The organism is Runella sp. (assembly GCF_965279615.1).
In the GTDB taxonomy this organism is placed as follows: domain Bacteria; phylum Bacteroidota; class Bacteroidia; order Cytophagales; family Spirosomataceae; genus Runella.
Map to the genome: position 1 here is coordinate 1,744,843 of NZ_OZ257252.1, position 27,000 is coordinate 1,771,842.

A 27,000-nucleotide genomic window follows, 5' to 3' on the forward strand; every position below is an offset into this window, starting at 1 on the left:
TGCAGTATAAAAAATAGCAAATAATAGAATGGCAAAAGGTATTGCTTAACCAATAGCACAAAAAATATAGGTTACCGATTGATTCCAATCAGCATATCTAAATAATACAATACTCCCGGGAATACAAAATACGGCTAAGTAGATTATTCCCGCAAGCAGCAGTACAGCACCGTAAATTCTTTTTTTAATATTTTTTTCATACATATATTTAAATGAAATTTCAGAATCTCAAAAAGAAGTTAGGATTTTTATTTACTTTCAATAATTTATACTATTCCCAACGTTTTGTACTTTTTCGTTCCAAGGCAACAGTTTTTTTAAGTCCTATTTTTTATATTTCAGTTTTCATTTTTAGACTTATAAAAACCCAAAACATTATTTAGAAATTAGTAGTATAAGACTACTTTGAGTCAGTCAAAAGGCGGTTTTCCAGACTGATACTCTTTATTAAGCCTTTCAATATTTTTTTGTTAAACTCTCTTTATTTTGCTGCCAATTCCAATCAAAACTGTTATTCATATAAGTAAATATTTTTTCTGATTTTTTTTCCAATGTCAATATTTCTTTCCCAGAGGCAATTATGTAAACAACAAAAGATTTATGTTCATTATGTCGCTGATTTATTTTTGCACCGAAAAAATAAACAGCAAATAATTTTTGAGGATTCGCTTTAATTTGTTGGTAATCTTCTTCATTAACTTTTAAATCCAATCTACCCAACGGGGTAAATCCAGTGTCGTTTATTCTGCTTTCGTCTTGAAAATAGAACTCCTGTTTTGGAGGTCCTATGGCAAATCTGTCAGTCGATTCCAAGACTCCGTTGGCAGGAATATGATAGACTCTTTCGCCCTGCTCTAATTGAGATAAGCGGTTGGTAGCCTGATATAATACGCCGAAAAAACCCCGATAGTGATCCGGTAGAATGCACTTTTCTTCCACCTTATAGCTGAAGCATTTCCAAACCAACCAAACCAAGATTGCCAATAGTAAATACCTCTTTTTCATTTTTTAGAGATATTTTTTACAGTTTCCTTATAATATTTTACCCATATCCAATAAATCAACCCAATTAAAATAAGGGATAAAGAGGGCATAAAAAGTAGCCAATCGCCTTTAGAATGGGGTATTAAACTATGGTGTTTATTAAAAAAATCTTGCCCTCTAACTACAAAATCAACAAGTCCTACGCCTATATAAACGTTACGAAATTTAATTTTCAGAAACACTAAAATCAATTGCAATATTATATAAATGATAAAAATCCAAATTTCAATTATCATAATATAGAGCAACCACAAGGCCAGGAATTGAGACATAAACCCATTATTATAAAATCCTTGCCCATAAGAAAAAGCAATAAGACCAAAAATAGAGTTTAGAATAAACGCTAAAATAATATTTACAAAATGCTTTTTCATGGTTTACAGAAATTCATAGGGACAAATTTAATATTCACAAAATCATCAATAGGTCTTTGCTTTAAAACGATATGAACAGGCTGATGTGTAAAAGGGTAAAGCATCTTTAATGGTAAATCAATACGATATTGAGAGTCAGTACAACTAACAAAAATATCGAATTTAGGAATACCACTATATAATCCCATTATTTGCACCAAAACTTGAGATGGGCTATAATTTCCTGTATTTTCTTGATGGACGATTACATTCATAATATCAATAGCTATTGGAGATATTTGCTCATATTTAGCGTAAATCGGTGGAGCAATTATCCCTTGCTCTTCATAGATAAAGTCTTTATCCCAATTGTAGGCTTCTGCACCTATTATTGGCACATTTCTTCTATCTATCAATAACTCTTTCCATTTATGATAAGAAAAATTAGCAATACCCAAATTTAAATCTTGAAGTAAGTTTATATACTCTGGGCCAAAAGTTATATCCGTAAAAAAACTTGGTGTTACATCTATAACTGACAACCTAGTTACCAGCAAATCTGCTCCTAGTGCCCAGCGTACCTCATGGCCTTGTAGTTGAATTTGCCATCTTATCCATTTATAAAAATCTCTGATTTGGGAGAAGGGCTGTAATTTACCTTTTTGATCATATTTAATAATATTCCAACAGGCATTTTGCCAACGATCTGTGCAATTCTCTCTATCTGAGGTCAGCCAATGCGCATCTTGTCCTTTCCATTCACTCTCAGCAAATGCTTTATCTCCAAGTAAAGCTTTATATTTCTCATAACTTTCAAACTCACCTTTTTCATTGTCAATCACTACACTTTCCCACCACATTTTGGGTAGAAAGTATTCTCCACAGGCAGGTTTTGGTTTGTTGGCTACTGTGTATTGGGACGTAGCACAATCGGGTTGCGTTATGTATTTGTCTTTTAAGTAGAATCCAATAAACTTACCTGTATTGGAACCAAACATCGGCAGATAAACGCCATTGAACTTGACATTACTACCGGTTAAACCTGTAATAATCAAATTGTTATTAATAAAATTGCAATTTACTCCTGAGGGAAGCTTTGTCAGGACAGTATATTGAGTAGTCAAGGTTTTATATTGCAACAAAAGCGGTTCACAGTTTTGGGCAGCCACACGAGCAGCATCAGTGGGGGTAATATTGAGAAGTGTAGGCGGGTTGAGCTGTGAAATGTCAATTTCTTCCAGATTTAGGTTGATTATTTCCTTTAATATCTTCCTATAATTATCATTTTTGAACGCATTAAAATCTTTAAAAGGAATTGCACCTGTGTTATTTTCGCTTAAGAGTTGAGCGGATTTTTGACAATCCCCCGCTACAAGCGCAGCAATAATAGCGCTTTGATTGCTGGGGAAGGAAATGTTAATTCCTCGAAAAGCGGGATTGCTAAGGATGGCAGCTTGTAAATCGTCCAAAAAGCTCTGTGCTTTGACTGGGTCGCCCTGATAGAGATATAAACTTTGGCAAATCATCTGTGATAAGTATTTTTCCATGGCCACCGCCAAACTTATTTTAGCATCGGGAGGGCAATTAGAAGCTGTAGTTGTAGCAATGGCTTCGGTAGTACCTGCCCGTTTTGGGTTTACGTTGATGGTGTAGCTTCCTTCACACACTGCACCGCCGGCAAGGTAGCAACGATCATAAAACGTCGTGGTGTTGGTTAGTTTTCCAAGAGTGTGGGTGGTGCCTCCGCTGAGTTCGGAGCCTACTTGGACCGTTCGGGCTTCATCGCTGTACCAACGTACCTTGCCCGGGCACCAAGAGGAGTACAAAAACACGGTTTCGTAAGGGTTTACCTTGATTTTTTCATCAAATGCCCATTGGTTACAGGGGTCAGGCGTGGTAGGCTCCTGAGTGATGATAGCGCCTGATGAACTGTTATTGCAGTTTACAGTAAATACATCAGTACAAACCGCTCCCGATTCATTGACATAAACGGCTTTGTACCACGGATAAAAATTCGTGGTGCCGGTACAGGCCGGTTGTGGAACGGTGATGCTGCTCACGTTTTTGTAAATTTCGGTAGACCGGCTCGTGGTACGCGTTATGGGATCTACTCGGTACCATGTGATGTCGTATTCCGAATTTGCGCTCACTTTCAGCTTACTTTTTCCATTTACTACAGTGACGGTTGGGGAGTTTTCACATTGTTTCAGCACTGCAATATCCACCACTTTCGGGGTGCTGCCGTTACAACTTACTTCAAATTGCGTATCCTCCGCGAGTTTGACGGTAATATTCTGTCCTGAGTACGTTATGCCCGTCGTAAGGTTTTTCCAACTGTAAGCGCCTTGATTACAATCGGGTGTATAGCAGCCATAAGCGGTTAGGGTAACAGGATAGCCCACCACTGCTGAGGTTGGACTTACGGTCAGTTGAGGTGCAGTAGCAGCAATGGTAATTTCTTTCGTCACCGATAGGCCATAAATAGTAGTGCAGGTAGTGGTAATGGTTTTGGTATCGTTGAGTTGGACCGTGTAGGGTTCGGCAATTCCCTGCCTGACAGCGTTCTCCCAAACAATGTAGGCACCTGCCGGGCAGTTGGGTGTAATGGTCACCGTTTGCTGTGCACATTTATCAACACTTGCCAACGAAGCCTGTAACGTAAACGAAGGACATTCAATGTCTGCGGGGGGCTGATTATCAACGTCAATGGAGAGTTCGTTGGAGGTACACAACGTTTGCCCATTCACCACACACTTGGCCGAATAAACGGCGGTTTGCAACGGTTTGACCGTAACGGTCGCTCCGGCTTCGCCCGTACTCCATTCGACCTGTCCCCCGTCGCAACCTTCGGAGTTCAACTGCACCGGCTCGGCAATTTTGGCCAATGTTTTGGCGGCCGTGATCAGGAAGCGGCACGCTTTCACACTGACGGAGGTTTTGACCCGACATACGGGGTCAGCACAAACGGCCTCATAGACGTACGCAACGGGGCTGCTTTGGGTAGGATTCTTCGTCGGCAACGGCGTATGAACCAACGTCCGTCCCCTGCCCAATTCCGCCGCTCCGTTGTACCAGCGAACTTCGCCGCTGCACCCCTCCGCCGTCAGCGACACCGAGCCGCCCAACGCAACGCTGACGGGCACCGGGTCGAGCCGCATACAGTCGTTGGAGGTAATGACGATGGTTTTGGGATTGGCCGCCGGAAACACCCGATCGTTTTGATAACAGGTGGCATAATACGTGGTGGTGACCCTCGGTAATGGGCGTACGATGAGTGTTTTACTGTCGGGAATAACATAATCGTTTTGCAGGCGCAGGGTTTGGGTTTCCCAAACGGTATTGTCACGGTTGTTGCTCCAAACCAACCGTCCCGTACAACCGCCCAAATCATCCATCAGATTTCCACCCTTTTGAGCGGTGGCCCCTGCCATCATAGTAATGGAAAAGTTGCTGTTTTGAGCAGTGACGGCGGAGGCATCAAAACGGTCGTCGCCCGACTTAAAACCGGCGTAGTAAGTCGCCTATAGTTATTAACGCAGAGAATCAAGTTGTATCGGTTTTGAAGAGTAATAAACAGAGTCTGTTTGAAAATAAATAACAAAGAAGGTACCTTTAGTTTTACCCGTTATGAATCTTGTATTATAAGATAATCCGTTAACTTTCTCAGATATCAGTAACATATATGCATCTACTTCATGGTTATTTTTCCATAAAGTAGAATCCCTCAAATCTAAATAATAGTCTCCTGTTATTTTCTGCATTGAAGAATGTTGACTATCCGCTCCATCAATGAAATGAGGAATTAACGCAAACAGTCGGAGTATTTGATAGATAATAAAAGTGAATGAACATAGTGCTATTATTAACACTAGCATATTTTTCTGATAGTTGTTCATGCTAATTTTTTAGTATAGTTAAATTAAGTAAAAAAGTTAACTATATTATGTCTATGGTGCAAACATTTTCATCCAAATTTTCCTTAAAATCAAATAAGTCAGGTATGTACTCATCGTATATATAATCGACAAAGAAATGGGAACAACATTATTTGTGTTATCTTGTATCTCTTCTTGATTGGTTATATTTGAGGAAAGGCCACTGGTATTTAAAAGGATAATAAGTAAGGCCAATCCCGTAATTAATGATGCAATAAAAATTCTTAAGTCAATAGATAGTTTAGGTAATAAAAAATGAAGTACTCTTGCTATAGTAAAAAAAAATGAAAAAGGAAAAATCCAGATAGGTGAAAAAATTAAAACATACAACAGCGTTATCACAGTTAATTGATCATAAAAAGACGACCAAACGCCCCATAATAGAGCTATAAGTATAATGTAGTTTAGAGCAATACCTAAACTATAATTTATAAAAAAAATACTTACTAGCTTAGTTTTCATATTCCTCTTTACCATTTAAAAGTTGCTTCGTACTCATATGTTATTTTTATAGGATTCCCGTTTACACCGGGAATATATTTATCTTCTTTACGTCTCTCAATTTCAACTTCTTTTTCGACTTGTTTGATATACTTTTCAGTATTTAAAATCCATTTTTCATAATTCTTCTTCTCAATTTCAAGCGCTGTGGTGCCTAACCATCTTTGCCATCCAAAAGGAATAGTCCCATTACCCTTATCTGCCAGCGTAGGGTATGGAATTACGAATTCATTCATTTTTTTTGTTTTTGCAATATGGTAGTGAATGATTCCCATTAAAGACACATTATTTTCTTTAGCGTATTTGGCTAGGCGCATAAATAATGCATAATCCATATTATCTGTTTTTTTGTTAAATTTGATAGCAAGAATCTCAGCTAAATTATAAACATATTTCAAATATGAAAAATCATCATTCTTAATCATATCAGGAGCTTCCCCCACGACTTTACCATCAACAAATTGGTGTTGTAATGTTCTATCATATGTCATATTATATCCAATGATGATACCATTAACAACAATTGGTATAGTCAAATTGAATATTTCTCCATACATCCTTTGTAAAGTTTCCGGCTTTAAACGGTCCTCTAATCTAACATGAGCATATGTATCACCGTACCTATGAATTAGATTACCCAAAGCTGCTACATCATTTGTCTCAACATTTAGTATACCAAGAGCTGTTTCAAATTCTTCCTGCGTATGCAAACCATATGTTAATGCATGGAGTTTCTTTTGATACTCTGCATCTATCCAAGTAGTTCGCAGTTGAGCAGTATGAGTAGTTATCACATTGTCTGGAAATTCCGAAGCTTTAGCGATATCTTCTGCATTTGTAAGCCCTAACATTAAACAAATCAAATATACAGTCCCATAATGACCATCTGTTTGATATATAGGTTTATAACTCTCAGCCCATCTATCCGAATTTGTAAGCTCTTTCACAATGTCTGATATATCATTAGCAGAAAGGTTAGGGTTTTCTTTGATTATTTCCCATACCTGTTGCTGCAATTTGCTGGAAAGAGGTTGGAGTGCTGTATAAATAGTTTGCAAAGATATACTTAAGGCTTCTATATCTTTTTTTACAATGTTATAATCTGCGTTTACACCGTCTTTGAGCAGCAACTGACTCAATGCACTTGCAACGCCTTCATAGGCTCCTTTTTGGGTCAACAAAGCATATAGAGTGGAGTATGATTCAGGAGTGAGTTGTAACTTCGCTCCATTGAAATCAGTAATTCCATTAACCAAATATTGCAAAATGTTAAAATACAGATCAATTGAAGCGTTACGATTTTCTGTTTCACCAATAGTAGGTAATGCCTGTTCAAACAAGTACATAAACCCTTCTTTCAATCCCAGAAAAGTGGTATTGCCGGCAGGTTGATTATAATAATAAATACTGGGGTATTGTTGCTCCAAAAAAGCAACTAAAAGATTTTTCTCGAAATCTTCCGAAGTAGCATCACATGGCACCTTTTCTTTATTAAGCACCTGAACATTATATTGCCTATCCCCTATCACAAATGATATACAGGTAACAGAAGAAGCATTAGACACTGCCAGACGTGCAGGAGATGCGGTTATTATATTAGAGGAATCAGAGGAAGAAGTTCGCAAATTAATAGGCTTGCAAACCCAACCCAATCGGCCATATTTATCAGTACTCCATACCCAATCTTCCCCTTCGTTAGTGCAGGGAGTAGTCGGGCGCGGTAATCCGGGGCGTGGCAGTTGAGGGATATCGGAAGGATTCGCAGTCTGAGGTTCTTGTGGAATAATAACGGGCGGATTAGTGATCGGGTCACTGATAGAAGGATAGGCTCCTGTACCCGGAACATCAACAGAGCCACTGCCTTGTGTGGGATTAGAAGGTTCTGAGAGTGGTTTATGAATAGTAAAAGGAACACAAACAGAAGGTGTTGATGCAACAGGTTGGGGTGCCTCCGATACTTGTACCATAAATTCCCAACAGTCTTCCGGGCCAAACATGAGAGTAACATTAAAAATGCCTCTTGTATTGCCTGTGACACGAGCGCTAGAACTGTTTTTCAGCGGAACACTCTTAAAGTAATCAGCATCTTGCGGATTTACCCATAGAATATAGTTCTTTCTATTAACAATTGTATCATGACCACAAAAATCGTTGGATTTAGGAGTAATAATGATTTTTTCTGATGCACTACGTTCATGAGTTTTCCTATGTATACATACAGCTCGGTAGGTGTTAGGACCCGCCTGAGTAATAGACGAAGTGGCTACAGTATGGACAGTATCATTTTTATTCCAAGTCCACTCGACATACCATTCTTTGGGGCAGGTCGCGGTAAGTTTAACCATTTCACTCAAACAAGCCGTTGACTTATCAGCATTCAGCAACACTAAAAACGAAGAAGAAAATTGTGCTGAAACAGGTGTACTTGAAATATTATCTCTTCCGAAGGCAACAATGCTATAATCATATTTTTGGCCTACTTTCAAGCCGGAAAGAATCACCTGATTTGTAGTGAGATAAGTAGTTCTTACATCGCCGTTAGTTTCCCAATAAACCAATTTATAAGAAAAATGTTGTCTATTCTTGTTCCAGGTAATCCTCACACTATTGTCATTTAGGACGGTATAAGACAAATTTTCAGGAGGAGGCAAAACTTTAGCGGGGATAGCAAACAAAGCCGGACCATAGGTATCCAGCAGTTCCCCCGCATCATTATATCCTAAAATCTTAATGGTGTAATATTTTCCTGATCTAAGATTTTGAAGGTTAATTTTAGGACTCGTGACCGTTTGGGTGAGTTCTCCCTCGCCTTCGGCGGCATACAGGATGGTGTACTTCGCAAAAGACTTACCGCCCGTCCAACCAATAGTGGCCGAATGCGCTTCAATGCTGCTGACGCTTACATTAGTAATCTGCCCCGTTGGGATAACAACGGGCGGCTCCAACGCCAAGGCAGTAAGTTGTTTGATACGGTCAAAAAGGGCTTGGTATTTCGCTTCCAGTCCGTCCATGACAGACACCTCCTGCCCCTTGGCAATCTTGACTTGGTTCGCCGCCAATTCATCTGTCAATGCCTTCAAATCCGCCAAGAGCGCAACGACCTTTTCGCTGCCTGTGCCGAGGGTTTCCAAGTGTGTTTTCAACACCTCACTACCCTGCAAGATCGCCGCCGTGTACTGAATTAGCTTTTGCGTCTGTTCAGGGGTCACGGGCTGACCTGCTGCTTTTATTTCACTGATTTCTTTGGCGACGAGATCGTAGTATTGAAGCACCTGCTGCAAAGTACCCACAAAGGCCTTGGGGTTGCTTTTTTGCACTACCGTCTGAATCAGCGACTGCCGCTGCTCCATTAACTCTTTGGCCGATACATTGTTTTTGGACTGCACATAGCCTCCTGCGTCGATGGCGTACACGCACCCACCATTGGTGCCTTCTTCGCCTTTTTTGGCCCGTACGCCTTTGAATTCCATGGGCATCATGGCATTGCCCAAAAACGGCAGCCGTACCAATCCTTCGCCCGAAAACCCCGGCCCTTCCCCTATCTTGGTGACAATAACGGCAAAATCATAGATGCCCAATACATCGCCGATATTGAGCGAAGTCAGTTCTTCGCCCGTGGGCAGGGGAATGACCGGATGCGTCGGTTGACAATCAGCAAATGACCCCACCCTGAGGGCACAATCAGGTAATTTCAATTTTGCAGTCGCTGCTGAGGCACCGGAGGTCGCGGCAACCGGTGTCGCGGTCGCGGCAGGGTCTGGTGACAGCACGGAAAAATTGACGTACAACTCCTGCAACGTCGTCACCGGCACGGATTTACCATCTACCGTCTGCACGTTGATCAACTCGGGTTGCAGTAATTCCTTCGGCCACTCAGGAGCTTTTTCAGGGACCTGTTCCGAGATATTCCACGCCTGCTCCTCACTCGGAGCACTCGGCATCAAACCTCCGCAGTCACTGCGCAAGCGAAATAAATAGGTGGTTTTGTTTTGCAACCCCGTTGCCATATACGTCGTGGCGTAGACCTTTTCCGACCGCCATTCTGTGGCCGTTTCGGCTTTGTATTCCACTATGTAAGCCTGTGCCTGCGACTGGGCTTGCCACCGCAATCGCACCCGGTCAGAAGCCACGCTTTGCAGCGTAAACGACGAAGGCGGCAAACACGCCTGCCCATACCGAAACCATTGCACCTGACTGTAGCCTTGGTTGGCAAAATTCGTCAGTTGATTATTGAGGTCAATGGCCTGTACCTGCACAGCGTAGCGTTGTCCCGTCTCCAACGGCTGAATCCATTGGGTCATATCCCCCGTCATTGAAGTGCCCGGATCCGTTTTGTCCAATACGGGTTCGGTGCAGGAAAGCATGCTCTGCTCGTTGGGCTCCTCCCCGTCGGGCACGCGGCACACCTTCAGGCGGTAGACCACCTGCGATTGCGGCGTGGCAAAGTGGCGCGGCGTCCACTGAAACAACACTTTCTGTAGCGCACTGACGGGTACTGAGGTGCCGCTTACGGGCAGATTCAGCAGAGGCGGTTGAGGCGAGGAGAGCACCAAGAAGGTCTGCGCGGTGTTGGAAACGACCTGTCCCGTAGAGGCTTCAAAGGCCTGCACCGAGAAGGTGTAGAAGCCTTCGGGCAGGGAGGCGTTGTAAGCCTGCGGCGCATCAATGCCTTCAGTTTCCAGGAGAGAAGGCGAAAAGTAATGAGCGGCCAGATCGGCGCCGTTGAGGCGGATGGGCAGGCCCGGGGCGAGGGAAATAAAGGCAGGGGGTACGTAGCCGGGGCGGGTGGCGATGCGGATGCCGGGGCCATCGAGTTGCCAGCGCAGGTAGACCGATACGGAGGGTTTGGTGAGGTCTTTGAGCAAAAGCTGCACGAAAAGACGTTGGTCGGAGGTGAACCAGTCGGAAAGACGTTGTGTAGTGGGTGCTCCGAAATACCCCGTCGCTTGTACAGGATAATTGTCCGTCGTCTGGGCATAAGTGAACAGACTTACGAAACCCATCAATACTATAGTAACTGCTTTCGAATAAAGATTCAGACGCATGAAAGAAACGGTAGCTTTAAGGCTAAGACGTTCATCTTTCTTTTGCGTCACTAAAAGAGTAAATACATTTAAAAACGGGCGAAATGGCGAAAATCACCCAAAATATTCCAAAAACATCAATTGTACCAAAAAGATTATCCCTTAATAACAACAACTGACTCAAGTTTAAAAACAGAAAAATAATCCAAAAAAAACAGCGAAAAAGTAAGTTTTGAGATATGGTGACTTTTACTATAAATGCCTTCAAACTTCAACTCCTTTGCCTGTGAAATATCTCATTTTTTCCGCTGTCTTATGGTGGGGACTTACGTTGTCTCTGTTTGCTCAACAAATCTCGAAAGAAGAACTGCTCTTTCTGACACCTGAATGGAAAGGCGAACGCTTTGCCGATGGGCGCCCTAAAGTATCGGATGCGCTGCTGAAACGAATGCGCCTCGTCACGCACGAGGAAGCATGGGCGGTGATGAAAGGGGCTAATTATAAATTTCAATATGCCGAAGGATGGCAATGCATCAATCCCGACAGTGTGCTGGTAGGCAGAGCACTCACGGCTACCTTTATGCCCGGACGTCCCGATGTTCATCGCGTGATCGACAAAAAAGGGCACGAGAAAGACGGACGTATCAAATCCCAAAACTCATGGCCCATTGATCTGTTGGTCAAAGGGGACGTATATGTCGTGGATCAATTCGGAGCGCACGAGAACGGCCCCACCATCGGCGACAATTTAGGAAATTCGATCTACGCCAAATCCGGCAATGGCATCGTATATGAGGGTGCTGTTCGCGATATTGCCGGGCTGAAAGAGATCGGCGGTTTTACATCTTTCTTCCGTACTTATCATCCTTCACATCACCTCAATAATCCTGATGGTGAACTGAATACGACATTGGTCGGCATTAATCATCCCACTCGTATCGGCAAAGTGATGGTCATGCCCGGCGACGTGGTCTTGGGCCGCGACGGTGCCGTTACCTTCATTCCGCCGCATTTGGCAGAAAAGGTAGTTACTACTTCCGAAATCGTTCGTTTGCGCGACATGTTTGGTCATGAACGGTTACGTCAACAAAAGTACACGGCCGGACAAATTGACAATCGCTGGTCTGACGACATCGAAAAAGACTTTTCTCAATGGCTCAATGCGCATATCAATCAGTTGCCGGTGCCGAAAGAGCAGATTCAGGAGTATTTGAAAACCCGAACTTGGTAGTATTCTTTTAACTTTTTCCTTTAACCTTTACACTAAACATGACTTCCCGCCGCGATTTTTTAACCAAAAGTGCCATCACTACCGCTCTGGGGCTTTCAACGATAAGCAGTTACGGAAAAGGGCTTGAAACTGCCCTTCATCGCACACCGCAATCCTCGGCCCCATCTGATCTGAAAATCACCGACATCAAATGCGGATTCATCCGAAATGGGCACAGCTTGTTTGTCAAAATCTATACTAATCAAGGCATTCATGGCTGCGGTGAAGGGGTCGATGCCACTCCCGGCACGTATCACCTCGTAAAAATGATGGGCGAGCGCATTAAAGGAAAAAGCCCACTCAATGTGCATCGTTTGTTTGAAGATGTACGAAGGGCCGGTTTTTTCGAAGGAGCGCAGGCGGGTATGTACATTGCCGTATTGTCGGCAGTAGAATCGGCCTTGTGGGATTTGGCGGGCAAAGCTCTTGGGTTGCCTGTTTATCAGCTTTTAGGGGGTAAATTTCGGGACAAAATTCGGGTGTATTGCGACACAGGTGCGTATCGCACTACCCAAACGGGTCCTGCGGCTTTTGCCGAAAGCGCCAAAGCAGCCGTAAAAATGGGCTTTAACGCGGTAAAATACGACATCGACGAACGCAATGACCCCAATAAATATGACGTGTACAACTGGACGGCCAACAACATGGAATTGGAACGTATGTACAACCAAATTGCCGCCGTTCGCGAAGCCGTTGGACCAAGAGTTGATATTTGTGTAGATATGCACGGACGCTACGATACAACCACGGGCAAGCGTGTAGCAAAAATGATGGAGCCGCTGAAATTACTGTTTCTGGAAGAACCTTTCCCCGCCGAAAATCCCGAAGCATATAAAATTGTCCGTGATTCTACCCAAACGCCTATTTGTGCCGGAGAGAATCATTACTTGGCACATGGTTTCCGAAAATTATTGGAACTGGGTGCGGTGGACGTCGTCATGCCGGATCTTCAAAAAGCAGGCGGTTTAGGGGAAGGTCAGCGCATTGCCAACCTTGCCAACCTTTATTATGTCCCGTTTGCGCCTCACATGGTGGCGTCCTATTTGGGTGCTATGGCTTCGAGCCACGTGTGCGCATCGGTGCCTAACTTCCTGATCTTGGAATGGCAGATCTATTTCCACGAAGAGCCAATGTTTAAGGAAATTGTCACATTTGACGGGCCAATGGTCAAAGACGGCTATATTCCTCTTTCTGAAAAGCCCGGTATCGGCGTTGAGATCAACGAAGAAGGAATGCGAAAATATGCGCCAAAAGGCGTTCCTTTTTTTGAGTAACAGCTATGATGCAAATGCCCCGTTTAGTGGGGCATTTGCGTCTCTTTTCAACTAATCCAACTTTCCTTTGTTCAACTCATCCTGCCATTGTTTGAGTTCGTCCCATTTTCCATCACGGGCCAATGCCGCTTGTTGAGGCCAGGTACCGGGGTCATGCACCTGAAACCTCGGCCCGGCGGCATGCAATATCGCTTTGATAGCTTCCGCCGAAGTTGCGGCCAATTGCGCAAAAGTTGAAATACCTTCTTTATTGAGCAGTTCCTCTATTTTAGGACCTATCCCTTCAATGATCTCTAAATCATCGGGTCCATTCAAAGCCTCGTCTATAACAGCAATCGGCGCAAAACTTTCTACCCGAACGGGTTCTATTCTCGCCGGCGGAGGCGTTGAGATTATTAACTGACTTTTGTGGCAATCATTGAGTTCTTTGTGTCGGGCATGAACGTCGGCTTCCAGTCCTGCCAGCTGACCGGCGAAGGTTCGGCGAGCGATCCACCAACCAATGTAAGCGGCTAAAGCCAGTAACAGAAGCGCCTCTATGCCGGCGATCCAAAAATTCTGACTCATGGGTGAAACTTGTAATATGATCATGGTGATTATTCAGTTTGGGGTAAAACATTATTCCGTACGGCCTTTATTCAACTCATCCTGCCACGCTTTCAGCTCCTCCCATTTGCCGTCGCGGGCATACGCCGATTGCTCGGGCCAAGTGCTCGGATTATGCATTTGAAAACGCGGCCCGGCCGCCACCAAAATTTCTTTAATACGCTCCGGAGAAGTTGTCGCCAATTGATCGTATGTCAAAATTCCTTCATTATTAAGCAGTTTTTCAATTTTCGGCCCAATCCCTTCCACTATTTTCAGGTCGTCAGGTAGAACTGCCGCTACAACAGTTTCCGAAACGGGAGTGATATAGGTAACTGCTTTTACAGACGGCACGGGCGTTGCTAAAATCGCTTTTTTACTTTGTTGACAGTCATCAATGTCTATCTCCAATGCCTGTAAATCTGTTTGTAGTTTTTCTACTTTGCTTTTAGCGCTTATATAACCTATTATATAACCTAAAACAGCCGCCACGACCAGCATCAGCAGGTGTTGCCACCAGGCATCTCCTGAAGCAAAAGGGTTAAAATGTTGGTACATATCTTTAGTGTTTAATGTGAAGGAACAGTGCTTTTTAATTCAACTTATTGCACAACAATGCTTACCCGACGATTGGCTTTACGACCTTCAGGGGTAAAGTTGGAGGCCTTAGGCTCCGATTCGCCTTTTGCATCAGTCACGAGCTGCGCCGCCGAAATACCGCGTTTCACCAACATATCTTTCACACTTGTTGCCCGGTTTTTCGACAATTTCAGGTTTTCGTCGTCAGCACCTTCGTTGTCGGTGTGTCCCGTTAAATTCAGTTTTTTATCTTTGTTCGCCGCCAGATACTTCTTTGCCTCTTCAATGAATTTCTCATTTTCGGGTGTTTTGATAAAATCAGCCTTAGCGCTTTTAAAGTACAGATCCATTGGTTTGAAAACATTTTCGTACTTCTCGGCAGCAGCAAGTGCTTCTTCCGTTTTCGGAATCATCAAACTGTCAAATCCGAATTCCATTCCATGCGTAGAATCATCTTTACTGAAGGTCAGTTCAACCAACTTGCTCGCCGTCAGCAATTGGCCTCCCGGAACGCCTGCCTGAACAAGATACTGTTTCAGCGCATCGGCACGAGCCAATCCCAGATCAGCAAACGAAGTGGTGTTTTGCTCAATCGAAGCATAAAGCCCCGTAATGGTCAATTTACGATTGGGACTTGCCTTCAAATAAGCTGCCAACGAGTCCAGTTCTTTTTTAACATTCGCATAATTAGGTTCGGGCATTGACTTTTTAAAGCCAAAATTCATTGCTGACGACAAATTAAGGTTGTTGCCATCTACAATACTGAGGGCAGGAACAGAATAATCGGCAGTCGCAGGTGGCCCTGCTTCTACAGGACCGTCGCATAATAGTTTGATTTTACAAACGTGCCAGTAAGTGGAGCCGCCCATCCAACCAATGAGCAAAATCCACGCAAGCGTTTTGACACCTGAAGCCATAGAGGTAGAGAGTTAAAGGGAGAAGAATAGAGTACCGGTACTTATGACTGTGAAAATAACAATAAGTATCTCAAAAACAATGATTTTTACAAAAAGTAATGGGTATAATCCAAAAAAACAAAAAAAGGTAAATGGTATATAAACAAGATTTAGCAAAAACGATTTTCAAGAAAATCAATTTACAGTAAACAAAATAATATTTTGTTTACTGTATAACATAACGCATTTTTTATATAATTTTACAAAGTATACATACTCAAAAAGATAGTTAAGCAGAATATATTTTGGTTTTAGCCAAAACAGGCCGCCATTCATCCTTAAAAAACTTCCACTCATCCAATTTCACTTTCCGAAGTCACCGGAGTAGTGCACCTTTGCAGTGTCAAAATGAGACAACAGCCAATAACAAATGCTAAATCGTTAAATTAACACAAAGTACCCATTATGAAAACGTTCATTATCACAGTCGCTTTAAGTGTTTTATCACTTGGACATTTTGCCGAAGCTCAAGATGGAAAGAGCCTTCGCACTAAATCACAAATTGCAGAAGAAATGTTGGCTTCATTACCAACGCACGATACATATACGCCTACTTCTCCTGTTTTTTCACTTAACGATCAACGCTTGATTTCTTTACTTCCAACAGTGGATGTAAATATCGAAACTCCAAGCGTCATTGTTGAAAAAACAGCAGTGGCTCAGCAAACTACTAACACTGTTACTGTTCCAAAAACGGAAGTAAAATCAGAAACTCGCACTAATCCGGTAAAGTAACCGATTTGCTTCCATCAATGAAAAAAGCCGCTCTCTGAGCGGCTTTTTTCGTTTACACTAAAGTAAGTGCCTGAGTATTTTGCAACTCCGGTTACCGGTCGGGTTGTGAGCAACCCTCTGCACAGGGTGACACTCTCCGTGCAGATGACGGTCGGCCGTTGCCGTTGCTCACAACCCGACCATCCGACTTTTGCCACTTCTGCTCAACTACTTAAAGTTCGTTTAAAACAACTGTGAGGCAATCTTGTAAATATTTTCGGATTTACCCATCGTATAAAAGTGCAGGACAGGCACACCAAAATCCATTAACTCTTTGCATTGCTGCGTACACCATTCTATGCCTACCTGTTTGGCCTGCGCGTCGTTTTCGCACGCTTCCACTGCTTTGACAAAGTCACCGGGCATTTCTAAATAAAAGATACGCGGCAAGATATTCAACTGTTTTTTGGTCGAAAGCGGTTTTAACCCCGGAATGATCGGAACCGTAATGCCCGCTTCCCGACAGCGTTTTACGAAATCAAAATACTTGCGATTATCAAAAAACATCTGCGTTACGATATAATCCGCTCCAAGCGCTATTTTTTGCTTTAAAAAATCAAAGTCAATATCGAAATCAACCGCTTCAAAGTGTTTTTCAGGATAAGCCGCCACACCAATGCAGAAATCCGTGGGTGCCAAGGCTTCAACACCTTCATGCAGGTATTGTCCTTTGTTCATATTGGCCACCTGTTCCACCAATTGACTGGCATATTCGTGACCGTTGGTTTTGGGCTTGAACGTCTTATACGGTTTGGCCGGATCGCCGCGCAACACCAGTACATTGTCAATGCCCAAATAATGTAAATCCAACAGAAAATCCTCGGTTTCTTCACGGGTAAATCCGCCGCAAAGCACGTGCGGAACAGCGTCCACGCCAAATTTATGCATAATAGAACTGCATATCCCAAGCGTACCCGGGCGTTTCCGCGTTACAATTTGCTTAATGGTTCCGTCAGAAAGGGTTTGTTCGATGTATTCTTCGCGGTGGTAGGTAACATCAATAAACGGGGGTTTGAAATCCATCAAAGGCTCAATATTGGCCAATAACTCTTTGATATTGTTCCCTTTAAGGGGCGGAATGACTTCAAGCGAAAACAATGTTTTTCCGTTGGCCTGACGGATGTAGTCGGTAATTTTGGTCATGCGTGCTGTTCATTTGGAGGGCAAAGATATACAAGTGCCCGATTATCTGTCTCAAAAAAGTGGGTTCTGCGTTAGTACAATAACAATTCAGAAAAAAAAACATTCATCGTCCGCAAAAACTCGACCCATAAAATTGCATTTATCAGTCAAAAACAGTACTTTTGCGGGCAATTTTTCTGATAAACTCGCTTTTTTGAATGAAGGCCGATGAGCCATCCGCTGGAAAAAGCTACAATTTTACTAAAACAATGACTAATGAGTTAATCAAACTGGTAGACGCTGAATTCGCGGGAAAACGCGACAGCCACCCTGCTTTCGGAGCAGGTGATACTATCAGCGTTCACCTTAAAATTATTGAAGGTGCCAAAGAACGTATTCAGGTATTTACCGGAACCGTTATCCAACGTCGTAACAATGGCGGAAACGGCGAAACGTTTACAGTTCGCAAAATTTCAAACGGTGTAGGTGTTGAGCGTATCATTCCTATTTTGTCACCAAGCATTGACAAAATCGAAGTAATTCGTCGCGGTAAAGTACGTCGTGCCCGTTTGTTCTATCTTCGTGGTAAGCAAGGTAAAGCCGCTCGTGTGAAAGAGAAAAAATAGTTTTTCTGCACAGAGTGGTCATAAAAAGCTGTCTTTAGAGGCGGCTTTTTTTATAACTGATTCAATCCCAACGCATACAATGACCATTGAATTTTCAAAATACCAGGGCACCGGCAATGACTTCATCATGATCGATGACCGCGCCGAACAATTCCCCGTTGATAAAAGCCTCATCGCTTTTCTGTGCCATCGCCGTTTTGGCATCGGAGCCGATGGACTTATCTTATTGCGCAATGCCGAAAACTACGATTTTCGCATGGTGTATTTCAATGCTGACGGTGGCGAAGGCAGCATGTGCGGCAACGGTGGACGCTGTACCGTCCGTTTTGCGCAGGATCTGGGCCTTTTTGAAGAAAGTACGACGTTCATTGCGGTGGATGGCGAACACAAAGCCGTGGCGTGTGAAGAAGAAATTTTCCTGAATATGAGTGATGTCTCAGGTATTCAGCAAAACACCGATCATGATTTTTTAAACACCGGCTCACCGCACTATGTAGCGTTTGTGAATGACATTGAAGCCGTAGAAGTAGTCAATGAAGGGAAACAAATTCGCTACGGTGATGTTTATGGTCCCGTTGGAGGCACCAACGTCAACTTTGCCGAAGTTCTTAACGAAGATTCACTATATGTACGAACTTACGAACGCGGCGTAGAAGACGAAACCTATTCCTGCGGTACTGGAGTGACGGCCTGTGCATTGTCAGCGCACGACCGTTTACAAATGGAATCTCCTATCAATGTTAAAACCCGAGGCGGCAATCTCCGTGTCTCTTTTACAGCGCATGAACCGGGAAAATTTGACAGTATTTACCTCATCGGCCCTGCCATCAAAGTGTTTGAGGGAGTGTTCAAAGTCGATGATCTCTAGCCTTTTATCACTTCTTCTGCCTTAACGTTGTTTGGTCAGGAGAAGTGATTTTTTCCAAACCATTTGCAGGAAATAGAGCGTGCAAATTACGACACCGATTTGCAGGGCATAGTCCAGAACATAAATGGGTTGGGTAAAAATGGCCGCAGGAGATCGGTAATAAGGACTTTTGAGTCGCCACCATACGGAAGGATGTACAACGGCCAATACGTTGAAAATCAAAAAGATCAACACTTCGCGCCGATTTTGGAAGTCGATCCAAACAAATGTCAGCGGCAGTAAAAAAATAAAAATGTAACTGCTGTACGCGCTCTGCTGCACCACCATCATGGTGCCGTATACTACCACAAATACCGCTGAAAAGGCCCGCACAAAATCCAGTTGTCGTAAACGATACGCCAACGTTGTTCCCAATCCTACCGTAGTCAATAAGCCCAGCCAGTTCCAGCCTTTAGCTCCCGCGTGGAGTACATTGAAGGTTAAGGGATTAAGAACGGAAAGCCAATTAGGTGCGCGAAGCGTCGCGGCTTCATGCAATGGCTGATCCAACCATAAAAATTCAGTGAAATAATACAGCGCCCCTAAGCAAACAATACCGGCCACAATCGCCGCCGAAATCCATCGGAAAGGTTTAGGAACCAGAAATAAAAGCGCCGGCCCCACCAAAATAAAAACGGCTTTGGTAAACATAAATCCAATCACCAAGCCTACACCAAACCATTCTACCCGTTTGGTGCGTTGCCATATCAAATAAGCACCGATCAGCAAAAACCACATCCACTCATCTTCCTGTCCGCCAAAGACGCAAAACACAAGAGAACCGGGCAACAATAAATAAATCAGGCTTTTATAAATTCGCTCAGCAGAAGGCAGCAATGATTGAAAATAACGATTAGTTGCCCACAACGCACCACCTTCAATGAGAATCATGATAAGGATAATGGCTTTTTTATCCATCCAAAACCATAATGCCAGCGCGTTGACGTACGGAAAAAAGGGTGAGTACATGCAGTAAAAATCGCGGTACACCATTTTGAGTTGTACCGCTTCCCTCGCTTGATTATAGAAGCCGTCAAGATCGGAAAAAGGAGTAAATCCGATCACAATAAATATTCCAACAAAAGGAATGATCCGGGTTGCCACCCAAACACCGCCAAGCAATAAACGCTCATTCTGACGCGCGATCCACTGTTCTATCACAGTCCGGTAGGCGAGCAAAATACTCACTAAGCCTACACAAATCAGTGATACAATGGTTTTTGCTACAATTACAAGCATTTATAGAATTTGGGGTTACGATTTTGGATTTACGATTGAGTCAAATCAATTGCAGAACTTATGAGTAACGCGCTTTTTGGTATACTTTCATAAAATACCAACCATAACAAACTACATTCAGAACTTGAAGGGTATACTCCAACAAGAATAAAGGTTTGGCCAACACCGATACATCATCATACGTTGGGCTTTCCAAACGCGTGAAAAGAAATGGTTGCACGACAAGCAAGGCGTTGAAAATCAGCAAAATAAAAATGTCTCTATTTTTCTTCCAATCCACCAGTTCCATCACCAAAGGCAACATGTACGTAAACACATAATAACCCGGCGAAGTAGGTTGGAAGATAGTCATGGCAATGTAGGTAGCTAAAAATGCCAATGGTAACGTCTTTGTCAATGACTTATGACGGGCAGGATACATGATCCACACGGCAGAAGCAAGCGTAATGACCATCCCTATCCAACTAAATGTCGGCAAGTCGGGCGCGTGCCCCAATATAGTTGTAATAAGCGGTCTGGCAATCGTAAACAGATTGGGAGTCAGTAGGTTAGTGGTCATTTGCAGGGGCATTAGAAAATCCATCCCCATCAATAAATATAAAATAATCAACGAGGGTACTCCCACTATTATCATTCCCAATAAAAAAGACCATTGTTTTTTGATCAAAAACCAGAGTGGAAATAACCAAAAACCGGCAGTCGCTTTGATAAGGATCAAACCCGACGAAAAACGAAGGCCCAAGCCCAAGCCATCATCGTTGGTTCGCAGAAAATAATACAACATCCACACTGCGACTCCCCACAACCAAATATCCTCCTGTCCTCCAAATAACACCATTACCATCGGTGCTGACAGTATGATGTAGAGCGAGACCGATTTTAATACGTTCGTATGTAGGGATTTATATGTTCGATACGTTCCCCAAATAATGGCTGCTTCAATCAATACCATCAATAAAACGATGGCTTTGGGCGTATACCAAAGCAAAATCGGCAGCGTAATAATGTATGAAAACAACGGAGCATGATACGAAGCAAAATCTCTGTACACCAACCCACCCTTATATGCTACGGTTGCTTTACCCCAAAAGAAAGGCACATCGCCACGCGGCGATTGGTCCATAAATAGGTAAATAAGAATGAATGGCAACAATCTGAATAAGATAATTCCAATACCGAGAACACGATTTTCCTGCTTATTTTGGTGAATTTGTGCCCAAAAAGCGTTCGAACGTGCACCTAACCAAACTGCGATTGATGAAAAAGCGATCAATAACAGTTTTACATAAAATACCGTAAGTGTTGACATAATAAACTTATTTCTCGCCCACAATCAAGAACTGTTTCCCCAATACCCACCACGTGAAGGGCATTGCCAAATACAGCTTTACAAGCATTGGGTGAACGGGCAAACCACCCCGAAATGACAAAGGCAAAAACCGGGCGTGTGATTCGCTGATCTTAAAACCCGCCCCGTACAAATGCTCCTCAACCCCCAATTCCGACAGCACTACCGTATGATCCGCAAAATCAAAATATTGCTTGTAGCAATATTTAAAGTTGGGTCCGATGATGCCGATTTTACCGCCCGGTTTGAGTGCTTTGTACATCCGCCCTAAGAAAAATGCTACTTCTTCCTGACTGTGAAGGTGTTCGAGAAAGTTGGAGATGAATACTGCATCAAAATAATTTTCGGGCAGATCAACTTTCAAAATATCCCCAATGATAAGATTTACCTCAGGACTTGCGTAATTTCTGATGGCCTCGACAATATCTACTGTCCATTTTTCGGGCGAAGGCACCGCGTTGATAAACTCACACATCCCTCCTGCCGAATCCAAAATACGTTGAGGTTTATCCAATTTTTGGTAAAAATATTCCGCAATAATGGTCCAGATCACTTTCTTTTTTTCGTGCGCTACCTGTTTGAAGCGGTATTCGTAGATTCTTTCGTAATTCATTCGGGTTGTAAAGAGCTTTTAGCGTTTGGAATCGCAAAGAAACTACCCTTTGTAAGAATATACAAATAATGAGTAATCATAGCCGCACTATTTGTATATTATTTGTGTGTAGTAAATGCATTTGATCGTAAATCTATGTTTAAAAAGGTCACTTTTATTCAGACATACAATAGCGTAGAATACCGGCCACGATACCTTTAACCGATTGGCAGTAAATCTTTTACCGATAACTCAATTCAATGACCGATAAATAAGACCTTCTGAAAACCAATCTGCCGGATGTATACTTTTGCTTCATCATTTAACAAGTCATCTATCAGCAGCATGAAAAACAAACATTGGTTCTCCGCTTATTTTGTAGCCGTTTGGGCTACCACTGCCCTATTGATCGCGTGTGATTCAAGTACTGAAAATACTTCTACAGAAACCACTCCTGCCGTAAAAGAAGAGACAGGGTTTAGTTTCGGATTCAGCAAAGGCCTCAAAAAGGATATAACAACAGGGTTAAAGACAACCAACGACGGGCTCAGTTATGAAGAAGTATTTTTGGTGAACGACCGAAACGAAAAATTAAGCAGCAACGAAATGGCCCTGCAAACATCATTTTCGGTGGTTCTAACCGACGTAGATGGGTTTACATTAAAAACCGGCAACGCCTATCCCGGCATTGCCATTGTGGTCAGCGATGCGGAAGGTCTTGAAATCATGAACACAGGCGATTTGTTGGCCGAATACAAAAATGGAGTTGCGCTTCAGGATGCCAAAACGCTTACGGCATCTTTTACCGTTGGTAAGCCTATGCAAACCGGAAAATATCACTTCAAAGCACGTTTTTGGGATAAAAACGGAAAAGGTGAAATTATTTCAGAAATAGACCTGAACGTAAAAGGATAAGAAAAGAATCAAACCACCACCACTTCCTGCAACAATTCCAGTAACTGCTTAATGTGGAGACTTTCTCCGCTCAATGTAAAATCTGCTTGAGAATAAAAAGGTAAACGGTCGTGGTATTTCTGTTTGAGGTTCTCCAGGAGTTGAGTATCCTGTTTCCGGTACGTTGGTCGGTCGTTGGAGGCATGGCGTTGAATGCGTTCCACAATTTCCTCCGGTGCCACATCCAGAAAAACGCTGATACCGTTCTCCTTGATATAGTTCATGTTATTGTGAAAATAAGGAATCCCGCCGCCCGTTGCCACTATCAGCTTGGAATCGGGGCGAATGGCACGTAGAATTCTTGCTTCCGCTTCCCGGAAATAAGGTTCTCCTTTTTTTGCAAAAATATCGTTGATACTCATGCCTTCTTCTTTTACGATCAGCACATCAGTATCCACAAAACGGTACCGAATATACCTCGCCAGCTGCTTGCCAAGAGTAGTTTTGCCCGACGAAGGAAGACCGACTAAAAATATGTTTTTCATTTATTGGAGTGAAAAACGAGAAGAAAAAGTAAAAAATGAACAAACCCCACTTCTCGCTCCTAACTTCTCACTTCTGATTTTACAATTTACTTACAACCAACTCTTTATCAGGTGTCTTGTTGTAATGCCATTTCCCTTTTACCGTACCGTTTTCGAGCAACCATACGCCCGGATTTGAGCGGGAGATCGTCTTTAATACCGTACCATCGGCAAAATAATAAGGAATATCCAACGCATATGCTTTGCGGATCTCCTGAATTTCGGCGTCACTATTGGAAGTCAGGATCAGTGATTCAATGTCACTGCCTTTCACCGAATTGACCAATGAACGAATCTTTGCCAAGCTTGCCCCATTAAGGTCAGGGCCGTTTTTAATGATAACAATGAGTTTTTTACCTTTAAAAGTTTCCTGCGTAAAATCTCCTTCGTTGTTCCAGACTTTGTAATCTGTGATCTTCGGTTTGGCGCTTTCGTTAATGAGCACCATTTCTTTGTATTTATAAGTAGTATCGGTCGGGAATTTCTCAAATTCTTCCGATTTGCCGTCTTTTTCCATAATGTATTTGTAGCGCAGCGGCTCCGAAGGTTGCATCAATTGCGGAATATTATTTCCAATTTTATAAGGCAGAAAATCAACCGGTGGTAAATAACGAATAGCATAAATAGCCACTGCCAACGAAAAAATGGCCGAAAAGCCAACCAAAGAACCGGTGCGGAGATTACGAAATACTTTCCGTTGCCAAATGATAAATACGATCAATATCAATAGAATAATATCCTTCGTAAAAGAAGTCCACGGCTTGAGTTTCAGGAAATCGCCAAAGCAACCGCAATCGGTTACTTTGTTGTAATAGGCCGAGTAAAACGTCAGAAATGTAAAGAAAATAATCAACGCCAACAGCACCCAACTTACCTGTTTGAGACGCCATGAAACAATTAACGCCACACCCAAAATCACTTCTGCAGCACACATCAACACCGAAAAATACAACGCATACGGCACCAATGACATCCAGAAATCATGCAAAGCAGGAAAATCGGCGGCAAAAACTTCAAAATATTCTTCTAATTTGATCTGTGTACCAACGGGGTCATTGAGCTTGACCAATCCTGAAAAAATAAATATGCCCCCAACCAGGAAGCGAACAACGTGGGCTGCTATTTTCATTCAATTAGTGGGTTCGTTATTTTCGTTATTTGTCTGTCGTAGCTTTAAAAAATCATCAATCATAATTACATCCCTCAAATCCTGAGGTCGTTGAGCAATAACTTTTAAATCCCTTAAATCGTTAAGATGTAAAAAGTAAAGTGTATTGCCCTGACCATTCTTACAACTTCCAGCTCTCAAAAAACAGTGGTCAAAATCAAAACGGTAGTGTACTTGGGTAAGAATATCAAGTTCTTCATTAATTCCAAATATTTGTGGTTGTCTAAAATCCAACATTGCCAAGTCATCCAACTCTTCAGCAGTATAACCCATACAAAGTAATACCTCAATAAGTTTTTTGCCATTTTCAACACTGGGCTTAATCCAAATATCTATATCATTTGTTGCGCGATTTAGTCCATTTAAATACATTGCAAACCCGCCGATTATTAAATATTGTAACTGACATTGTTCAGCACAAGCTGTAAATAGCAAGAATTCATTATTTTCTAAATCCATGAAACTTTTCGTATAACTATTTTCTTTTGGGGAGCTGTTTTTATTCCCAAAAATGTTCTGAACTTAGCCCTCTCCTCAAAAAAACGAACAAATCTCTGATCGGGAGTTTCTTCCAGGCCTCGTTTAAGCATCGCCTCGTAGGGTTCGTTAAGTTCTTTATAAATTGTTATTTTACGTTTCATAAAGTCTTATTAGTTTTATTAATCGTTCGCAAATTTCAAAAATCACGCCAAAGAAAGTGTTAATGAAAAGTTAAACTGCCTGTCCAAGTTTTATCAGGCAAAAAACCGAATAGTTAATGATGTCCTGATACCCTGACTTTACTCCCTCAGAGATGATCGTTTTGCCTTCATTGTCTTCGATCTGCTTGATTCTGAACAATTTCATCAAAATAATATCCGTCATGCTGCTTACCCGCATATCGCGCCAGGCTTCGCCGTAGTCGTGGTTCTTGTTAAACAGCAATTCATACACTTCATTCATCTGAGCATCGTACATTTCAGTCAGTTCGACCGCGGTGAAATCAGTTCGTTTATTATCTCCCAACTGATTCTGAATCAGGGCCATGACGCAATAATTTATAATTCCGATAAACTCAGGGACTTCTCCTTCATCTACTTTCGAAAACCCATTTTCCTGCAATGTACGAATGCGTTGGGCTTTGATAAAAATTTGATCGGTAATGGACGGCAACCGCAAAATTCTCCACGACGGGCCGTAATCTTGGTTTTTTTTCGTAAAAATATCTTTGCAGCGAGTGATTACACTCCGATATTCGCGCTCGGTTTTACTTTGGTCATTCATAGTCATTAGCTTCGAGTCAAGAGGTGGTCATGTGTACTTCGTGTGCCATTCATTGTTTCTTAGCAATTTCCTGACGTTAAACTGACGACAAATGACAATTCGTGACTTTTTTCGCCGCTAAATTATGAAAAAAACGCTGAACATCGGTGGTAAATTACTGGACTTGTCTACGCCGCAAGTCATGGGAATCCTTAATGTTACTCCCGATTCTTTTTATTCGGAGAGCCGTGTCACCCAACTTGATGATGCCCGCAGGAAAGCCGAACGCATGCTTTCCGAAGGTGCTTCCATTCTTGATTTGGGCGGACATTCCACCCGTCCGGGCGCGGATGCCGTGAGTGAGGAAGAAGAACTTAAGCGTATAGTGCCCGTAGTGGAAATGCTTCGGAAAGATTTTCCAAATGCAATTCTTTCCATTGATACTTTCAGGGCTTCAGTAGCACGGCAGGCAGTGGAAGCAGGGGCGCACATTGTCAATGATATTGCAGGTGGAAATCTTGATGCTCAGATGTTTGAAACCATAGCTTCACTCAACGTACCCTATATTTTGATGCACAGCCGCGGTACCCCGCAAACCATGAAAAACCTCAATCAATACGATGATTTGGTGACGGATGTATTACGGGAATTACAGGTAAAAATATACGAACTTCAACACCTGGGCGTCAAAGATATTGTGGCCGACATGGGGTTTGGATTTGCTAAAAATGCTGACCAAAATTATGTCTTATTGCATGAACTTAAAGCCTTTCAGCCTTTAAATGTGCCATTGCTGGTAGGTGTGTCACGAAAGTCAATGATTTGGCGAAAACTTGACATTAGCCCGGAACAATCACTTAACGGGACAACGGTTTTGAATACCGTTGCGCTCATGAACGGTGCGAATATCCTGCGCGTACATGACGTAAAAGAAGCTGTAGAGGCGATAAAATTAGTAGGGCTGTTGCATCGCGGATACTAGA

Annotated in this window: 24 protein-coding genes; 7 read left to right on the forward strand and 17 right to left on the reverse strand. The window is 42.6% G+C overall.

Annotation, left to right across the window (positions count from 1 at the left end; all coding sequences use genetic code 11):
* Positions 1 to 456: 456 nt before the first annotated feature.
* The 5 genes from ACQY73_RS07800 to ACQY73_RS07820 all read right to left on the reverse strand — a co-directional run bounded on the left by ACQY73_RS07800 (position 457) and on the right by ACQY73_RS07820 (position 10,878).
* Positions 457 to 1,005, reverse strand: a complete 549-nt coding sequence (locus tag ACQY73_RS07800) for a hypothetical protein (protein WP_428663796.1) — start codon at positions 1,003 to 1,005, stop codon at positions 457 to 459.
* Positions 1,002 to 1,418: a hypothetical protein gene (locus ACQY73_RS07805; RefSeq protein ID WP_428663799.1), complete on the reverse strand. Its 417-nt coding sequence runs from the start codon at positions 1,416 to 1,418 to the stop codon at positions 1,002 to 1,004. Before ACQY73_RS07805 ends, ACQY73_RS07800 begins: the two co-directional genes overlap by 4 nt.
* On the reverse strand, positions 1,415 to 4,831 hold the full coding sequence (locus ACQY73_RS07810; protein ID WP_428663802.1) for a hypothetical protein: 3,417 nt from the start codon (positions 4,829 to 4,831) through the stop codon (positions 1,415 to 1,417). The genes ACQY73_RS07805 and ACQY73_RS07810 overlap by 4 nt, the downstream gene beginning before the upstream one ends.
* 513 nt (positions 4,832 to 5,344) lie before the next feature.
* Complete coding sequence (locus tag ACQY73_RS07815) at positions 5,345 to 5,794, reverse strand: hypothetical protein (protein ID WP_428663805.1); 450 nt, start codon at positions 5,792 to 5,794, stop codon at positions 5,345 to 5,347.
* 8 nt (positions 5,795 to 5,802) lie between these two features.
* Positions 5,803 to 10,878, reverse strand: a complete 5,076-nt coding sequence (locus ACQY73_RS07820) for a fibronectin type III domain-containing protein (protein ID WP_428663808.1) — start codon at positions 10,876 to 10,878, stop codon at positions 5,803 to 5,805.
* A gap of 265 nt (positions 10,879 to 11,143) precedes the next feature.
* Here ACQY73_RS07820 and ACQY73_RS07825 point away from each other — a divergent pair, with 265 nt between their 5' ends.
* On the forward strand, positions 11,144 to 12,088 hold the full coding sequence (locus tag ACQY73_RS07825; RefSeq protein WP_428663811.1) for an RraA family protein: 945 nt from the start codon (positions 11,144 to 11,146) through the stop codon (positions 12,086 to 12,088).
* Positions 12,089 to 12,126: 38 nt separating this feature from the next.
* Positions 12,127 to 13,401, forward strand: coding sequence for a mandelate racemase/muconate lactonizing enzyme family protein (locus ACQY73_RS07830; RefSeq protein ID WP_428663814.1), 1,275 nt, complete (start codon positions 12,127 to 12,129; stop codon positions 13,399 to 13,401).
* Between the two features lie 51 nt (positions 13,402 to 13,452).
* Here the strand turns inward: ACQY73_RS07830 and ACQY73_RS07835 are convergent, their stop codons facing one another.
* The 3 genes from ACQY73_RS07835 to ACQY73_RS07845 are packed head-to-tail and all read right to left on the reverse strand — an operon-like array spanning position 13,453 to position 15,482.
* Positions 13,453 to 13,992, reverse strand: coding sequence for a hypothetical protein (locus ACQY73_RS07835; RefSeq protein WP_428663817.1), 540 nt, complete (start codon positions 13,990 to 13,992; stop codon positions 13,453 to 13,455).
* A gap of 27 nt (positions 13,993 to 14,019) precedes the next feature.
* Positions 14,020 to 14,544, reverse strand: a complete 525-nt coding sequence (locus ACQY73_RS07840; protein ID WP_428663820.1) for a hypothetical protein — start codon at positions 14,542 to 14,544, stop codon at positions 14,020 to 14,022.
* Positions 14,545 to 14,588: 44 nt separating this feature from the next.
* Positions 14,589 to 15,482 (reverse strand): OmpA family protein, encoded by an 894-nt coding sequence (locus ACQY73_RS07845; protein WP_428663823.1) that lies wholly within the window; start codon positions 15,480 to 15,482, stop codon positions 14,589 to 14,591.
* A 444-nt stretch (positions 15,483 to 15,926) separates the two neighbouring features.
* Here ACQY73_RS07845 and ACQY73_RS07850 point away from each other — a divergent pair, with 444 nt between their 5' ends.
* Positions 15,927 to 16,256 carry a hypothetical protein gene (locus ACQY73_RS07850; protein WP_428663825.1) on the forward strand — a complete coding sequence of 110 codons (330 nt, stop codon included), beginning with the start codon at positions 15,927 to 15,929 and terminating at the stop codon, positions 16,254 to 16,256.
* 222 nt (positions 16,257 to 16,478) lie between these two features.
* On the opposite strand, the gene metF is transcribed toward ACQY73_RS07850, so the two are convergent.
* On the reverse strand, positions 16,479 to 17,438 hold the full coding sequence (gene metF, locus ACQY73_RS07855) for a methylenetetrahydrofolate reductase [NAD(P)H] (protein WP_428663828.1): 960 nt from the start codon (positions 17,436 to 17,438) through the stop codon (positions 16,479 to 16,481).
* A 248-nt stretch (positions 17,439 to 17,686) separates the two neighbouring features.
* Between metF and rplS the strand changes: the two genes are divergently transcribed.
* Positions 17,687 to 18,043 carry a 50S ribosomal protein L19 gene (rplS, locus tag ACQY73_RS07860; RefSeq protein ID WP_114459589.1) on the forward strand — a complete coding sequence of 119 codons (357 nt, stop codon included), beginning with the start codon at positions 17,687 to 17,689 and terminating at the stop codon, positions 18,041 to 18,043.
* Between the two features lie 79 nt (positions 18,044 to 18,122).
* Positions 18,123 to 18,911 (forward strand): diaminopimelate epimerase, encoded by a 789-nt coding sequence (gene dapF / locus ACQY73_RS07865; RefSeq protein WP_428663831.1) that lies wholly within the window; start codon positions 18,123 to 18,125, stop codon positions 18,909 to 18,911.
* A 21-nt stretch (positions 18,912 to 18,932) separates the two neighbouring features.
* Here the strand turns inward: dapF and ACQY73_RS07870 are convergent, their stop codons facing one another.
* From ACQY73_RS07870 to ACQY73_RS07880, 3 genes are read right to left on the reverse strand one after another with little or no spacing between them, the layout of a single operon-like run.
* Entirely contained in the window at positions 18,933 to 20,189 is a 1,257-nt protein-coding gene (locus ACQY73_RS07870) for a hypothetical protein (protein WP_428663834.1), read from the reverse strand.
* Between the two features lie 58 nt (positions 20,190 to 20,247).
* Positions 20,248 to 21,498 (reverse strand): glycosyltransferase family 87 protein, encoded by a 1,251-nt coding sequence (locus tag ACQY73_RS07875; RefSeq protein WP_428663836.1) that lies wholly within the window; start codon positions 21,496 to 21,498, stop codon positions 20,248 to 20,250.
* Between the two features lie 7 nt (positions 21,499 to 21,505).
* A complete protein-coding gene (locus ACQY73_RS07880; protein WP_428663839.1) occupies positions 21,506 to 22,150 on the reverse strand; it encodes a class I SAM-dependent methyltransferase in 645 nt (214 codons plus the stop codon).
* 324 nt (positions 22,151 to 22,474) lie between these two features.
* Between ACQY73_RS07880 and ACQY73_RS07885 the strand changes: the two genes are divergently transcribed.
* Complete coding sequence (locus tag ACQY73_RS07885) at positions 22,475 to 23,044, forward strand: hypothetical protein (RefSeq protein ID WP_428663842.1); 570 nt, start codon at positions 22,475 to 22,477, stop codon at positions 23,042 to 23,044.
* Between the two features lie 8 nt (positions 23,045 to 23,052).
* Here the strand turns inward: ACQY73_RS07885 and ACQY73_RS07890 are convergent, their stop codons facing one another.
* The 5 genes from ACQY73_RS07890 to ACQY73_RS07910 form a co-directional block, all read right to left on the reverse strand.
* Entirely contained in the window at positions 23,053 to 23,568 is a 516-nt protein-coding gene (locus ACQY73_RS07890; protein ID WP_428663845.1) for a shikimate kinase, read from the reverse strand.
* Positions 23,569 to 23,647: 79 nt separating this feature from the next.
* Positions 23,648 to 24,736 (reverse strand): BT_3928 family protein, encoded by a 1,089-nt coding sequence (locus ACQY73_RS07895; RefSeq protein WP_428663848.1) that lies wholly within the window; start codon positions 24,734 to 24,736, stop codon positions 23,648 to 23,650.
* On the reverse strand, positions 24,737 to 25,234 hold the full coding sequence (locus ACQY73_RS07900; protein WP_428663851.1) for a hypothetical protein: 498 nt from the start codon (positions 25,232 to 25,234) through the stop codon (positions 24,737 to 24,739).
* Positions 25,225 to 25,416 (reverse strand): hypothetical protein, encoded by a 192-nt coding sequence (locus tag ACQY73_RS07905; protein ID WP_428663854.1) that lies wholly within the window; start codon positions 25,414 to 25,416, stop codon positions 25,225 to 25,227. The genes ACQY73_RS07900 and ACQY73_RS07905 overlap by 10 nt, the downstream gene beginning before the upstream one ends.
* Before the next feature lie 70 nt (positions 25,417 to 25,486).
* On the reverse strand, positions 25,487 to 26,038 hold the full coding sequence (locus ACQY73_RS07910; protein ID WP_428663857.1) for a DUF1599 domain-containing protein: 552 nt from the start codon (positions 26,036 to 26,038) through the stop codon (positions 25,487 to 25,489).
* Between the two features lie 124 nt (positions 26,039 to 26,162).
* On the opposite strand from ACQY73_RS07910, the gene folP reads away from it, so the two are divergent.
* Complete coding sequence (gene folP / locus ACQY73_RS07915; protein WP_428663860.1) at positions 26,163 to 26,999, forward strand: dihydropteroate synthase; 837 nt, start codon at positions 26,163 to 26,165, stop codon at positions 26,997 to 26,999.
* Position 27,000: the final 1 nt, after the last annotated feature.